The sequence below is a fragment of the Streptomyces sp. SX-6 genome (assembly GCF_059089585.1).
Genome location: NZ_JBTHHU010000027.1, coordinates 78,742 through 92,214 on the forward strand (window position 1 = coordinate 78,742; position 13,473 = coordinate 92,214).

Sequence of the window (13,473 nt, forward strand, 5' to 3'; positions counted from 1 at the left end):
GTCCCACAATGGGTGACCGCGGGTGGACCGCGGGACGAAACGGCGGGGAGGAACAGCCATGGCGGTGTGGGACGACCTGGTCGGCCAGGACCGGGTGACGGAGCAGCTCACCGCTGCCGCGCGCGATGCGGACGCGCTGGTCACCGCGGCGGCCGGGGGCACTTCCGCGGCCGCCGGTTCCCGGATGACGCACGCCTGGCTGTTCACCGGCCCGCCGGGCTCCGGCCGGGCCACCGCCGCGCGCGCCTTCGCCGCCGCCCTGCAGTGCGTCAGCCCCGACCGCGCGCACGGCGGCGTCCCCGGGTGCGGTTTCTGCGACGGCTGCCACACCACGCTCGTCGGTACGCACGCGGACGTCGAGATCGTCCGTACGGACCTGCTCTCCATCGGCGTCAAGGAGACGCGCGACCTCGTCCGCCGCGCCCAGCTGTCCCCCGCCGGAGGCCGCTGGCAGGTGATCGTTCTGGAGGACGCGGACCGCCTGACCGAGGGCGCGGGCAACGTGCTGCTCAAGGCCGTCGAGGAGCCCGCCCCGCGCACCGTCTGGCTGCTGTGCGCGCCGTCCATCGAGGACGTGCTGCCCACGATCCGGTCCCGCTGCCGCTCCCTCAGCCTGCGCACACCTTCCGCCGATGCCGTCGCCGACCTCCTCGTCCGGCGCGACGGCATCGAGCCCGAACTCGCCACCCGGTCGGCCCGTGCCACCCAGGGCCACATCGGCAGGTCCCGCCGCCTCGCCACCGACGAGCGCGCCCGGGCCCGCCGCGCCGCCGTGCTCACCCTGCCGCTGCGCGTCGGCGACATGGGCGGCTGTCTCAAGGCGGCCCAGGAGCTGATCGACGCGGCCGCCGAGGACGCCAAGCAGGTCGCCGAGGAGGTCGACGCGAAGGAGACCGAGGAACTGCGGGCCGCCCTGGGCGCGGCCGCCGGCACCGGCGGCCGGCTCCCGCGCGGCACCGCGGGCGCGATGAAGGAGCTCCAGGACAAGCAGAAGCGCCGCGCCACACGCACCCAGCGCGACAGCCTCGACCTCGCCCTCACCGACCTCACCGGCTTCTACCGCGACGTCCTGGCGATACAGCTCGGCTCCGGCGTCCAGCTCGCCAACGGCGACGTGCGCGACGCGCTGGACCGCATCGCCTCCGCCTCGCGGCCGGAGGGGACGCTGCGCCGGATCGAGGCGATCGCCGCCTGCCGCCGGGCCCTCGACCGGAACGTGGCGCCGCTGCTCGCGGTCGAGGCGATGGCGGTGGCGCTGCGCGCCGGATGAGAGGCGCGCGGGGAGGCCGTCCGGGAGACGCGTTGGGAGACGCGCTGGGGGCCGAATAAGACCACAGAGGAGGGTTGGCGCACCCCAGCGCGGGTGATTCTCACTCGTACGAGGCGACCCGAGCGCCAAGGCCGCCGAAGTCCGGTGTCCGGGCGGATACGCTCCGTATGCCCACGTAGTTCTGCGTGTGGCGCCGTATGCCGTCGTATGCCTGTTGTCCGCGTGCCTGCATGCCTGCGTATCCGTCATACGCCGCCCCGCGTGCCCACGTGTTCGCGCATGCTCCCCGCGTTCCGTATGCCCAGCTGTCCGCCACACAGAGGACCAGCCGATGGACACCAGCAGCCTGCTCCGTACCTCCGGCACCGTGGTCGCCACCGCGGCCCTGCTGATCTCCGCATGCGTCGGCGGCAGCGCCCTGCCGGGCGCGTCCGCCTCGGCCAGACCGCGGGACCGGGAGGACGCCCGCTCCTACGAGGGCGAGGACGGCTCCGACTCCGCCCGCTCCCTGCGCCCGTACTACACGCAGAAGCTGAGCTGGCACGCCTGCGGCGGCAAGGCCTCCGGCTTCGAGTGCGCCACCATGCGCGCCCCGCTGGACTACGCGTCACCGCACAGCGGCGACGTCCGGCTCGCCCTCTCACGTAAGAAGGCCACCGGCGAGCGCGGCAAGCGCCTCGGCTCGCTGCTGGTCAACCCCGGCGGCCCCGGCGGCTCCGCGATCGGCTACCTCCAGCAGTACGCCGGCAAGAACTACCCGGCGCGGATCCGCGCACGCTACGACATGGTGGCGATGGACCCGCGCGGCGTGGCCGGGAGCGAGTCGATCCGCTGCCTCTCCGACGCCGACATGGACGCCTACGCCCAGGTCGAGCAGACCCCGCACAGCCAGGCCGAGGTCCGTCAACTGGTGGCCGCCTTCAAGAAGTTCGCCACCGGCTGCGCCGCCCACTCCGGCCGCCTCCTGCGCCACGTCTCGACCGTCGAGGCCGCGCGCGACATGGACGTGCTCCGTGCCCTCCTGGGCGACAGCAAGCTGCACTACGTCGGCGCCTCGTACGGCACCTTCCTCGGCGCCACCTACGCCGGACTCTTCCCGCACCGCGCCGGCCGGCTCGTCCTCGACGGGGCCCTGGACCCGACCCTCAGCGCCGAGCGCGCCAACCGCGACCAGGCGGCCGGCTTCCAGACCGCCTTCACGTCCTTCGCCCGCGACTGCGCCGAGCAGAGCGACTGCCCCCTGGGCTCGTCGGGCCCCGGGGCGATGGGCGACCGGCTCAAGTCCTTCCTCGCCGGGCTCGACGGCCGCCCCCTGTCCACCGGGCAGTCCCGGCCGCTGACCGAGAGCCTCGCCACGACCGGCGTGATCGCCGCCATGTACGACCAGGGCTCCTGGCCGCTCCTCCGCAAGGCCCTGAGCATGGCCGAGAACGGCGACGGCTCCCTGATGCTGGCGCTGTCCGACGCCTACTACGAGCGGGACGCCCACGGTTCGTACAGCAACCTCATGGCCGCCAACGCGGCCGTCAACTGCCTCGACCTCCCGGCCGCCTTCCGTGGCCCGGGGGACGTCCGCCGGGCCGTTCCGGGCTTCGAGAAGGTCTCGCCCGTCCTCGGCGAGAACCTCGCCTGGGGCGGCCTGAGCTGTGCGTACTGGCCCACCCACGCCGTCGGCCGCCCCCACCGGATCACGGCCCGCGGCGCCGCCCCGATCCTCGTCATCGGCACCACCCGCGACCCCGCCACCCCCTACCCATGGGCCCGCTCCCTCGCCTCCCAGCTCTCCTCCGGCCGCCTGCTGACCTACGACGGCGACGGCCACACCGCCTACACCCGCGGCAGCAACTGCGTGGACGACGCCGTGAACGCCTACCTCCTCGGCGCGAACCCGCCCCGCTCCGGCCAGCGCTGCTCCTGACCTGCGCCTCCACCCTCCGGGAACCGTGTACGGAGCACCCCTCGGGACTGTGTAGACTTGGCGAAGCTGCTCGGCCCTTTATCGGACCAGTGGCATGCCGCCTTAGCTCAGTTGGCCAGAGCAACGCACTCGTAATGCGTAGGTCTCGGGTTCGAATCCCGAAGGCGGCTCCGATGAAAGCCCAGGTCACATTGCCCGTGACCTGGGCTTTTTCGTTTATCCGGAGCCTTCGGCGGTTTGCGGGTGTGATGCCGTCAGGCTCGTGCGGGAGCGATGCGTGAGCGGAGGTTTACTCGGTCTTGCTCTTCGCCTTGGCCGCGCCATGGCGAAGGTCGTGCGGGAGGATCGGAGGGAGGCCGGAGGCGGGACGAGCCGCTCGAAGAGGTCGGTCACCTCGCCGGGCTTCACCCAGGCCGATCCCCCACGTCTCGCGGGTTGTCCACAGGGGTTATCTCACCTCCAGTGACAGTGCGGTAACCGATTGTCAGACCCTGGTGTCACAGTGTGAAGCGCGGTGAATACGGGGGAGGACACCATGGCCGGTACGGCAGCAAAGCACCTCACGCTCGAAGCGGCACGCCGGGAACTCGGCCTGCGGCGAGACGAGTTCACTCTGGGGATCGAGCACGGTGCGATCCGCACGTGCTGGAGCGGGGGCGGGCTGTGCATCAGAGCGGGCGAGGTGGCCCGATGGCGCGCGAACCCCGGTGAACTCGCCGAGCTCACCCGCCTGGTGCACGCGACGGAGGCCGCTGGGCTCGCCGGGATCAGCAGGCACCGCTTCGACCAGTTGGCGCGCGTCGGGGCCATCCGCCCGGTCCGGTCGTACACCAACCGCTATCACGCTGCGGTCTGGCAGTACTCGGCCGCTGATGCCCGCCAGTTGCCCGAGCGCTGTCCCGAGTTGCTCGGTGCCCGGCTGCCTGGCCCCTGCCTGGCCGAACTGGCCTCCGGTGCCGACCGCCGGGCCGAGGGCCACCGCTCGCGGCTCCGTGCCCAGGCGTTGCTGATGCTGCGTGACCCCTGGGCGAAAGCTGCCGCGTGGTCGTACTGGTCGCGTTCCGCTCAGCCGCCCGTCGGCCGTGGGCAGCTGAGCCAGGCCGAGGCAGTCCATCTTGCAAGGCGTGCCGCGGAGGAGAGACTGATGGATGTGCTGGGCCCGCACGCGAGTCCTGTCACTCTTGAGGAGCAGGCTGAGGCCGCCCGGGAGCTCACGGCTGCCCTGCGCAGGGCGCGGCGCAGCCGCCCGGCTCCCGAGCTGGTTGCCCCGTCCGACGCGGCGGCGCGGCTCGGTTGCGCTGTGGAGCAGATTCCGGACGAGTACCGCGACCACGGCGTCCCCGCGGACCTGCTCGAGCAGAGCGTGGCTGATGACCTGGCCACGGTGCCTGCACCAGCGCGGGTCGCGGTGGTGCGTGAACAGCGGGCCGCGCAGCGCCGGAAGAACGAGCGGCAGGCGGCCCGGGAAGCAGAACAGGCCGCGAAGCGGCTGCGAGAGCGGCGCGAGCACGCGGCTGCCGCGCGCGCCCGTGCGCATGTCCCGGAACGGACAGCCGACCCCAGGGTCACCTTCCATCTGGGCCCCACCAACTCCGGTAAGACGCACGACGCCATCGCCCTGCTGGCCACCTGCGCCGAGGCCGGGCGGACCGGCGTCTACGCGGCGCCGCTGCGCATGCTTGCCTTCGAGGTCTACGAACGGCTGCGCACCCGGCTCGGTGCCGAGCGGGTCGGTGTGCATACCGGTGAGGAACGCCTCAACCCGGACGCGCCGGTGCTGTGCTGCACGGCCGAGGCGGCGCCCACCGTCGGCGATTTCCTGGTTGTCGACGAAGCGCACTGGCTGGCCGACGAAGACCGTGGCCACGCCTGGACCCGGCTGCTGCTGAGCGGGGCCCACACCGACGTGCACGTCTGTGCCGCACCGGAAGCCGAAGACCTGCTGCACAAGCTCTTCGCCTCCGGCACGGACATCACGGTGGTCCGCCACACCCGGCACGGCACGCTGAGCCGGATGCAGGAGTTCCAGGCCGCGACTCTCCCGTCGGCAAGCGCGGTGGTGGCTTTCTCCCGCAAAGCCGTTCTCGCCCTGCACCGCGAACTGCTCGAGGCGGGCCGGTCAGCGACGGTCCTCTACGGTGCGATGCCACCCGCAACCCGCCGCGAGCAGATCCGGCGCCTGTCCGAGGGCGAGGTCGACGTGATCGTCACCACGGACGTGATCGGTCATGGTGTCAACCTTCCGCTGCGTACCGTGGCGTTCGCGGAAACGGGCAAGTACGACGGCAGATCCCGCAGGGAGTTGCTCATCTGGGAGGCTGCCCAGATCGCCGGCCGGGCCGGCCGACGGGGCCATGACGCGGGGGAAGGGTTCGTGGGTACCTACCGCAGCCGACTGCCCGGCCTCAGCGTCAGCGCCCGGCTTCTGGACCAGGCCGTCCAGGCGGCCAATGGAGTGCGGTCCGGTGGCCTGCGCGTCACGACGGCTCGGCTGCGCCCCACCTGGACCGACCTGGGACGACCGGAGCCCGGAGAGATCCCGCACGCTCTGACCGGCTGGACCGCCGCCGCCCGTAAGGCCGCGCAGCAGCGCTCATGGCTGCGGCCGACACCCGTGGCCGATATCCAAGCCAAGCTGCAAGTGGCACGCCAGGCTGTCGGGGCATCCCTGGACGTCGACGCTCGCTGGCCACGCGATGGACACACTGTCTGGCGCCTGATCACCATGCCCATCGACGCGGACCGCCCGGTCTACCCGGCCGTTTGCCGCGCGGTCCTGCACGGCGCGACCCTGCACCACCTGATCCGCCCGCGCGTGCGTGTCGAACGAATGGCCTTGGCCCAGGCCGAGGAGTACGCCGCGGCTATGCGAGACCTGGGTACTGCCGTCCTGGCCTTCGGCCGTGAATGTGGCGGCCTGAGCGTGGAGGAGGTGGCAGCCTGCGAGCAGACTGCCGCCGAACGAATCAACCAATTGGTGGCCGCTTCCCGGCCACTGGCCACGCATGGCAGTTGCGCCTCCTGCGGCAAACCATGTGCCCCCTGGTACACACACTGCGATGCCTGCCACTCCGCCCGCTTCTCCTGCTATGACGTCGTCCGGCTCGACTGGTGACAGGGGCCGTCAGGGCTTCTGTCGGGGCGGCGCCCGGCAGCGGCGCGAGCGGCGTCTCGCCCGACGTGGAGGATGCCGTCGGCCCGGTCGGGTCCGCCATGGCCGACCGGGCCGACGGGGCTCCGGGACATGCGCCCGTGGGGGAAAGGACGGGCCGTCCCGGCCGGGACGGCTCGGGCTGTGGTGCGCAGCGCTACAGCGTGGGGGTCGCCGGGACCTTCCAGCGCTGGTTGCTGCCGCCGTTGCAGTCCCAGATCTGAAGCGGTGTGCCGTCCTTCGCCGAGGAGCCGGGCACGTCGAGGCAGCGGCCGGATGCCGGGTTGCGCAGGCTGCCGTCGTTCTCATACCGCCATTGCTGGTTGTCTCCGCCGTTGCAGTCGTAGAGCTGTACTCGGGTGCCGTTGCCGGTGTCGCGCGATTTCACGTCCAGGCACAGCCCGCTCTCCATGAGGTGTACGGCGCCGTCCTTGCCGAGTACCCAGGACTGGTTGGCGCCGCCGGTGCGCTGGTAGAGGACTGCGGAAGTGCCGCTGGTGGCGCCGCCGTCCGCGTCGACGGCCTTTCCGCCGAGCCCCGTGATCGGGCCGCGCAGCGAGTTGCCGATGGCGTTGCTCTGTACGCTGCCGTCCTTGGTGATGGCGATGCGGCTCATGTTCCGGCATGAGGAGCTGAGGCTGGTCGAGCCGACCTTGGCGGTGACCCGGCCGTCGTCGCCCTGCGGGAGTCCGAACTTCGCCTGGGAGTACGGCTGGTCGTTGCAGGAGGCGCGGTCGTCGTTCCACTCGAAGTACTCGGTCCAGTCGACCATGCCGTCCGGGGATATCCGGTCGGCCGCGGCTCGTATGCTGCCGAGTTTGAAGGAGTCCCCGCCGGTCTCGTCGGTGACCGTGACACCGAACCAGCGATTGCCTTCATGGGCCACCCGGTAGCGGTAGGTGTGCCCCTGCTTCCAGTCGTACTTGATGCGGCAGCTCTTCCCCTCGCCCTCGCCGCCGAAGTCGACGCAGTAGCTGCCGGCGGTGCCGGGTTTCGCTTCGGTCGCGTCCCATACGGAGAAGAGGAACGTGCGCTTCTCACCGGGGCCGTTGGCCTGCATTCCGGTGTACGCGCCGCCCTTGGTGAAGCTGAACTGGTGGCTCCAGAAGACATTGGCCGACTGCCCGGGGTCCTTCGTGACCGTCGTACGGAACGTCACCGACGACAGGCCGGAAGTGCCCTGCGGAAAGCTGTAGTTGGTGTACGTACCCGGGGTGTCGGACGCGGATGCCGTACCCCCTCCGGCCACGACCGTGGCCGCCACCGCCGCGACGATCGACACTGCGGCGACGGCCGCACGGGGCTTTGCGGTCAGCATGTGGGGGCCTCGTTCCTTGGGTCGTGCTCGGGCCTGCCGGCCACTGCGGTTGGCCGGCAGGCCCAGGGTGTGCTCCGGGGGAGTTCCTAGCTCAGGAACCACTTGACGACATCGACGGCCAGGGTCTGGGCGAGCTGGAGGAGGGAGGAAGCCATCCTTGAGCACCTTCTTTTTCTAAAGTGATCGCCGGGCAGCCGCGGTGCGTTGTCCGGTGCGTTCCTGTGAACGGCTCGATCTTCTCCGGGGCGCTCGACGTGGGGCATCCGCAACAGCCCGCAAGAATTCTGCGGGTTGGCCGCAGAAGGTTGATTCTTGAACGGTGATGCCGCGGGTCCCGAGGTCCGGGGTGCAGACGACGATGCGGCCTCCGGGGCGCAGGACGCGCAGCATGTCGTCCAGTGCGCGGTCGGGGTTCTCCACGTGGTGGAGGACGCGGCCGGCGTACCGCAGGGTCGTGGCGTGGGAGCGTTCCATTCGCTGTACGGATCGCCGGCCGTGTTCTTGGCGGACTCGCCTGGCCCGTCCACGTGACCCATGATGACGCCCTTGCGCCATTCGGGCAGTCCGGCCGCGTGGCATGTGCTGCCCGGCCGCGTGGGCAACGTATGAGGACAGTACGACCAAGGCCGATTCCGCATCGGAAGCCTGCACCGGAAGGAAGCCGCCCATGCCCGTACCGTCCGCGATCGATCACCACGCCACCAGTTACAGCCTGCCCCTGGCCTATTGGCTGGCCCGGGCGTCGGATCTGTCCTACAAGGACGACGCCACCATCGACCGCACGGTCCAGGAGTGGGGTTTCGGCCAAGTACGGCATCACGAGACGCAGTTCACCCCGCCGTTCCCGCTCGCCGACACGCAGGCCTTCACCGCCGCCAGCGACAGCATGATCATCACCGCGTTCCGCGGTACGGAGCCGAAGGAGATCCGGGACTGGCTCTCGGACGCCAAGGCGCCGATGTGGCCGGGCCCGGCTCGCACCGGGTTCGTCCACTACGGCTTCGGGGAGGCGCTGAAATCGGTCTACCCGGAGGTCAGGAAGGCGATCGCGGATTTCCGCACCAACGGCCAGACCGTGTGGTTCACCGGCCACAGCCTGGGCGGCGCGCTGGCAATGCTCGCCGCGGCCCAGCTCTGCCTGGAGGACCCGAAGCTCCAGGCCAATGGCGTCGTCACGTTCGGGCAGCCCCGCACATGCGAGCACCTGCTCGCCGATGCGTATAACAAGGGCCTCAAGGGCCGCACGTTCCGCTTCGTCAACAACAACGACATCGTGCCGCAGATGCCGCCCGAGCCCGCGTACACGCACGTCGATGCGCTCAAGTACATCGATTCCGACGGCAAGTTGCACGAGTCCATGAGTTTCCTCGGCGGCCTGGCCGACCGGGCCAAGGGCATGACCTCGGACCCCTTCGCCCCGGCGTCGTCCGGCATCAAGGACCACTTCATCAAGGGATACATCGCGGCGCTCGAGAAGAATCTTGGCTGAGTGCCGCTCAGTGACGCCCGCGCCGTGGCTGGCATCGGTTGACGGGTCGGCGGCGGCTCTCGTCGCGTGGGCGGGGCAGTAGCAATGCGGACCGCAGTTCCTGTCTGCGCAGCAGCGGCAGTAAGGAGGCAAACTCCCGGAAGTACCGGTCCGCGTCCGGTTCCGTGGACTGGCGCAGCAATGCCTGGCAGACATCTGCGAACGGATGCTCCCGAATGCCCCGGGAAACGCGGGCCATCATGACCTGGTCCCGCTGTTCGTATGCGCCGGTCCACAAGCACAGCAGTATCGACATCTGCTCCAGCGCGGCCACGCGCGCTTCCGGTAACCGGCGCAGATTGAGCCCCAGCACCTCGATGGTCGTCCTGCCTTTGTCGGTCAGTCCTCCGTAGAAGCAGAAAGGCAGGACGAGCCGTAAGTGGTTGAAGGGATCGTCGCGGGTGGGGTCGATGAGGAGGGGCTGACACAGGCTGTCGGTAGGGAACTTGGAGCCTTTGTACGTGCTGTTGCACTCGGAGCAGACCAACAAGTAGTTGTGCCAGCAGAACGTGCGGAGCGGTGCGCGGGACTTGGGCTCGTGGTGTTCCACGTCGGTCGACATGTGGTTGCCGCAGTACATGCATCCTTCGATGCCGGGAGCCATTCTGGATAGCACCGCACGTGCCGGTGTCCGGATGTGTTCCCGGACGCCCTTGTGTGCCCAGAGCTCTGCCGCTGGCTTCTTCCGGTCATCCCCTTCCGGGCAGGCTTCGATCTGCACCGTACGTTCGGTCATGCGCTGCTCGACTTCCTCGGGCAGTGGCAGACGCTGGATGGGGATCACGTGCCGTCTCCACGGGGCCGTTCGATGCGGGCCATAACCTCGTCGCTGCATGCCACGGGCGAACTGGCAAGCTGGTCACGGATTTCCGCGTGGCGTCGGCGCTGGGACGGGTCGGCCTGGCCTGTCACCATCGCCATTTCCAGGTCGACCAGTTCCTGGCGCAGGTCTTGGGCTTCCTTGGAATAGGGGGAGCTGAGTCCGAAGAGTGCGGAGACTGCGGCGTCGTCGCCGGTGCCGTGGACGATACGGCGGTAGAGGTTTTCGTCCACATGGTGTGGACCGGCCTGTTCGCCGGGGCCGGGCAGCCTGATCAGCCCGCCGGGGCCGGCCGCTTGGCAAATGTAGGGGCTGTGCGTGGAGACGATGAACTGGACGGCCGGGAAGTGCTGAGTGAGCCAGGGACCGATCTGCTGCTGCCAGGTGACGTGCAGATGTGCATCGACTTCGTCGATGAGGACCACGCCGGGGTAGGGGATAAGGGGGTGGCCATTCTCGTGGTGGAGTTCGATGGTTCCGTACGCGGCGTGCATCTGGCGCACGATGTCCAGGACCAGGGCCACGGCAGTGCGCTGGCCATCGCTCATGTCGCGCAGTTCAATGCGTGGACCGACTACGGAGGTTTCGTCATCGCGGTGCAGCCACATGCCGTCGGAATCGACATCCGCAATGCGGTGCCGATCCGGTAGCAGCCCGTCGTTCAGCAGTGCGAGGACGTCATCCATCAACTCCTGGGCGTATGAGCGGCCTTCGAGTCGTCGTACGTGGATCGACAGTAGCCAGTTGAACGTCTCGGTGAGGGTGGCTTGTTCGTCGAAGAGAGTGTGCAATGCGGTGGCGCGGTCGTCGAGTTGCAAGTCGCGTTCGTAGAGGCCGGTTTTGGTCAGCCTGCGGAAGGGGCCGTAGCCCGCGAGGAACCAGCCTCGGGGTGGTGCCTCGTTCCATACTCGGCCGCTGAACGTCAGGCTGTTGCCCGAGAACTTCACCATCGGTGACGGCGTCCAGGGGGAATCACGGTTTGCTCGCCAACTGATCCCAGCGAGGATGCGCTTGCTGTCGTCCTCGGCTTCGGCGTCGGCTTCAGGATCGGCCTGGATTTCGATAGCCAGCGCCCCTGTTGTGTGCCCGTGCGAGAGATGCCCCGCAAGCGCACGGTCCAGCCGGTCAGCCCTCCTCGGCCCGGTCAGGCCGAGTGCGATGGCCCGCAGGAGGGTGGTCTTCCCTGAGCCATTGCGGCCCGCAAGTACGGTCCAGCCTGCGTAGCTGCCGTCAGGCCGTGTGAAATCGAGGTCGCATTCGCGCTGTCCGTGAAACCCGCGGACTCCGCGGAGCCTGAGCCTCGTCACATACATCGGACTGCCCTCCTTGGCCGCACTGTATCGCCCACCGCGCTGCACGCCTCAGCGGCGATTTACGGGACGGGGACGGTCGCGGACCACGGCGCGTAGTTCGGCTACGTGGCGTCGGACCGTGGCCTCCGCGAAGTCGTCCGGCTCGGAGGTGTGGTCGTTGTGACAGGTGCGGCAGAGGCCGCCGGGGAGCGCGGTGGGCGGGCCGGGGACGCCGCAGTTGGTGCACTCCACGAGTGCGCGGTGCGGAGTGGACGGGATGGGCTCCGGCGGGACCTTGTCCACCAGACGGCGGTTGACGAACGCACGCGGCGAGTGGATCGGCTCCGCCGGGAGGCCGTGCGTCAGCGCCCACGTGAACTCCGCGAGCGTCGCACCTCGCGCGAACCATTCCGCCGCGAGCGGCTCGAGGTACGTGCAGTCCGCTGCGGACAGGGCCAGGCGGGGCTGCGTACGGCCGAGGTCCGCGAGTGCGCGGTACGCGGTGGATTGCGCGGGCCGCTTCTGCGGCTCCTCTTTCGGGGTGTTGCCCGCGAGGTACGTTGACCACCAGTCCGTGTCACGGGCGGTGCGGCTGAAGTACGTGTGGGTGACCCACTGGGTGCGGTCCTTGCCGGCCGGTTCGCGTACGCGCAGGAGATGGCCCTCGGCGGAGAGGTTGTTGAGCGCCGTACGGACGGCCTGCTGGCCGTAGTTCGGGATCTCCTTCGCCAGCGTCTTCGCGTCCATGGCCGCACCCTCGGGGAGGCGGTCGATGTGCGAGGCGATGGCTGCCTCACGGGCGGGGAGATGTGCGAAGTCGTGTGCGGTGCGGCGCGCTTGGTTCGGTACGGAGCGCTTGCCGAAGCCGGGACGCGCCATAGGGGGCGCGGTAGGGTTGGCGATAGCCATGAGATCTGTCCTAGTCATCGGGATCTTGTGGTCAGACCCCCGTTGGTGCCTGATCCGCACCGCGGGGGTCGTTTGTTGTTTCGGACGCTACATGGGCGCAGCGGCCACCCTCGACTCGATCGCGAAATGTCATCCGTTCGTGTTTGAGCGGGAGTTGGGGAGGGTGGGTGGGATATCAGCCCCGCCACCCATTCCTTGGAAAGAGGGCTCGAGTTCCGGGTGCCGAGGCCCGAAGCTCAAGCCTCGGATATGTGGCTTATGAAGACTGCCCAGGTGGGCGCGGCGAAGGTGAGTTGGGTGGTTGAGCCGAGCTTCGAGTCTCGGACGTGGATGGTGTGGGAGTAGGGCGCGATCTCAACGCAGTTGTCGGCGCCGGAGCTGCTGCTGTAGCTGGACTTGAGCCATACGCTCTTCACAGCTCATCCGCCACCTTCATGATGAACCGTGCGGTTTCCTCAACACTCAACGCCTGCATGCGAAGTAGGCCGAGACGCTCAGTGAACTCGCTGACCGTCTTGGCGTCCGAGTACAGCAGCCGCGTGTTCGGCGCTTCGACGTAGCCGTAGCGTTCGTGATCCTCCGTCTCCATCACCATGAACGGTCCGCTGAGTGAGAAGGCGGCGTTCCTGGCGGCAGGCAGAACCTGAATGGCCACATTGCGCGACGCCCCGGCCTCGAGCAGGTGAAGCAACTGTTCCTTCATGACCGAAGGGCCGCCGATGCTGGTGCGGAGAGCAGCCTCGTAGATCACGTAGGTGAATGCTGCGTACGGCTGGCGTGTCAGCTTCTCCTGTCGTTTCAGCCTCCGCGCCACGAGCTCGTCGACTTCCTCATTGACCATGGGAGGCCAGTGGGCGCCAATCAACGCTCGCGCATAGCGTTCTGTCTGGAGCAGGCCGGGAATGTGCAGGGTCTCGTAAGACGTGACGGTCGTTGCCTGGGCCTCCGCGTCCATGAACTCCTGGATCTGCGACGTGACGTGCTCAGGCTTCAAGTACGGCTCGGCGGCCAGCAGGAGCCCGTGAGCTCCGCACAAGTCCTCCGAAACCTGGAGCAGTCGCGGCGTCGGCTTCCGGCGCCCCTGTTCCATCGCCTTGATGGTCTCCACCTCATACGAGGCCTCGCGCGCCAGTTCCTCGCGGCTCACCCCCGCATGCGTGCGCCACAACTTGATCTGGTTCCCGCAGTACCGCCACGTGATTGGTGACTGAGCGCCTTCGCTTGCCACTGCCCTGCCCTCCCGGGTCACACAAGAGGGGCACCCATG

At 69.1% G+C, this 13,473-nt stretch carries 11 protein-coding genes and 1 tRNA gene; 5 read left to right on the forward strand and 7 right to left on the reverse strand.

Annotated elements, in window-relative coordinates; translation table 11 throughout:
- Positions 1 to 58: 58 nt before the first annotated feature.
- The 4 genes from ACV530_RS27040 (at position 59) to ACV530_RS27055 (ending at position 6,303) form a co-directional block, all read left to right on the forward strand.
- Entirely contained in the window at positions 59 to 1,270 is a 1,212-nt protein-coding gene (locus tag ACV530_RS27040) for a DNA polymerase III subunit delta' (RefSeq protein WP_494335232.1), read from the forward strand.
- A 331-nt stretch (positions 1,271 to 1,601) separates the two neighbouring features.
- A complete protein-coding gene (locus ACV530_RS27045; RefSeq protein WP_494335233.1) occupies positions 1,602 to 3,188 on the forward strand; it encodes an alpha/beta hydrolase in 1,587 nt (528 codons plus the stop codon).
- 96 nt (positions 3,189 to 3,284) lie between these two features.
- A tRNA-Thr gene (locus ACV530_RS27050) sits at positions 3,285 to 3,358 on the forward strand.
- Between the two features lie 365 nt (positions 3,359 to 3,723).
- Positions 3,724 to 6,303 carry a DUF6397 family protein gene (locus ACV530_RS27055; RefSeq protein WP_494335234.1) on the forward strand — a complete coding sequence of 860 codons (2,580 nt, stop codon included), beginning with the start codon at positions 3,724 to 3,726 and terminating at the stop codon, positions 6,301 to 6,303.
- Positions 6,304 to 6,496: 193 nt separating this feature from the next.
- Here ACV530_RS27055 and ACV530_RS27060 read toward each other — a convergent pair whose 3' ends face one another.
- Both ACV530_RS27060 and ACV530_RS27065 read right to left on the reverse strand, forming a co-directional pair.
- Positions 6,497 to 7,657 (reverse strand): RICIN domain-containing protein, encoded by a 1,161-nt coding sequence (locus tag ACV530_RS27060; protein WP_494335235.1) that lies wholly within the window; start codon positions 7,655 to 7,657, stop codon positions 6,497 to 6,499.
- A gap of 174 nt (positions 7,658 to 7,831) precedes the next feature.
- A complete protein-coding gene (locus tag ACV530_RS27065) occupies positions 7,832 to 8,326 on the reverse strand; it encodes a methyltransferase domain-containing protein (protein WP_494335236.1) in 495 nt (164 codons plus the stop codon).
- On the opposite strand from ACV530_RS27065, the gene ACV530_RS27070 reads away from it, so the two are divergent.
- Positions 8,325 to 9,146: a lipase family protein gene (locus ACV530_RS27070; RefSeq protein ID WP_494335237.1), complete on the forward strand. Its 822-nt coding sequence runs from the start codon at positions 8,325 to 8,327 to the stop codon at positions 9,144 to 9,146. The genes ACV530_RS27065 and ACV530_RS27070 overlap by 2 nt on opposite strands.
- 7 nt (positions 9,147 to 9,153) lie before the next feature.
- Here the strand turns inward: ACV530_RS27070 and ACV530_RS27075 are convergent, their stop codons facing one another.
- The 5 genes from ACV530_RS27075 to ACV530_RS27095 form a co-directional block, all read right to left on the reverse strand.
- Complete coding sequence (locus ACV530_RS27075) at positions 9,154 to 9,969, reverse strand: HNH endonuclease family protein (protein WP_494335238.1); 816 nt, start codon at positions 9,967 to 9,969, stop codon at positions 9,154 to 9,156.
- Entirely contained in the window at positions 9,966 to 11,318 is a 1,353-nt protein-coding gene (locus ACV530_RS27080; protein WP_494335239.1) for an AAA family ATPase, read from the reverse strand. The genes ACV530_RS27075 and ACV530_RS27080 overlap by 4 nt, the downstream gene beginning before the upstream one ends.
- A 48-nt stretch (positions 11,319 to 11,366) precedes the next feature.
- Positions 11,367 to 12,206, reverse strand: a complete 840-nt coding sequence (locus ACV530_RS27085) for a hypothetical protein (protein ID WP_494335240.1) — start codon at positions 12,204 to 12,206, stop codon at positions 11,367 to 11,369.
- 236 nt (positions 12,207 to 12,442) lie between these two features.
- Positions 12,443 to 12,622 (reverse strand): DUF397 domain-containing protein, encoded by a 180-nt coding sequence (locus ACV530_RS27090; protein ID WP_494335241.1) that lies wholly within the window; start codon positions 12,620 to 12,622, stop codon positions 12,443 to 12,445.
- Entirely contained in the window at positions 12,619 to 13,455 is an 837-nt protein-coding gene (locus tag ACV530_RS27095) for a helix-turn-helix domain-containing protein (protein ID WP_494335242.1), read from the reverse strand. Before ACV530_RS27095 ends, ACV530_RS27090 begins: the two co-directional genes overlap by 4 nt.
- Positions 13,456 to 13,473: the final 18 nt, after the last annotated feature.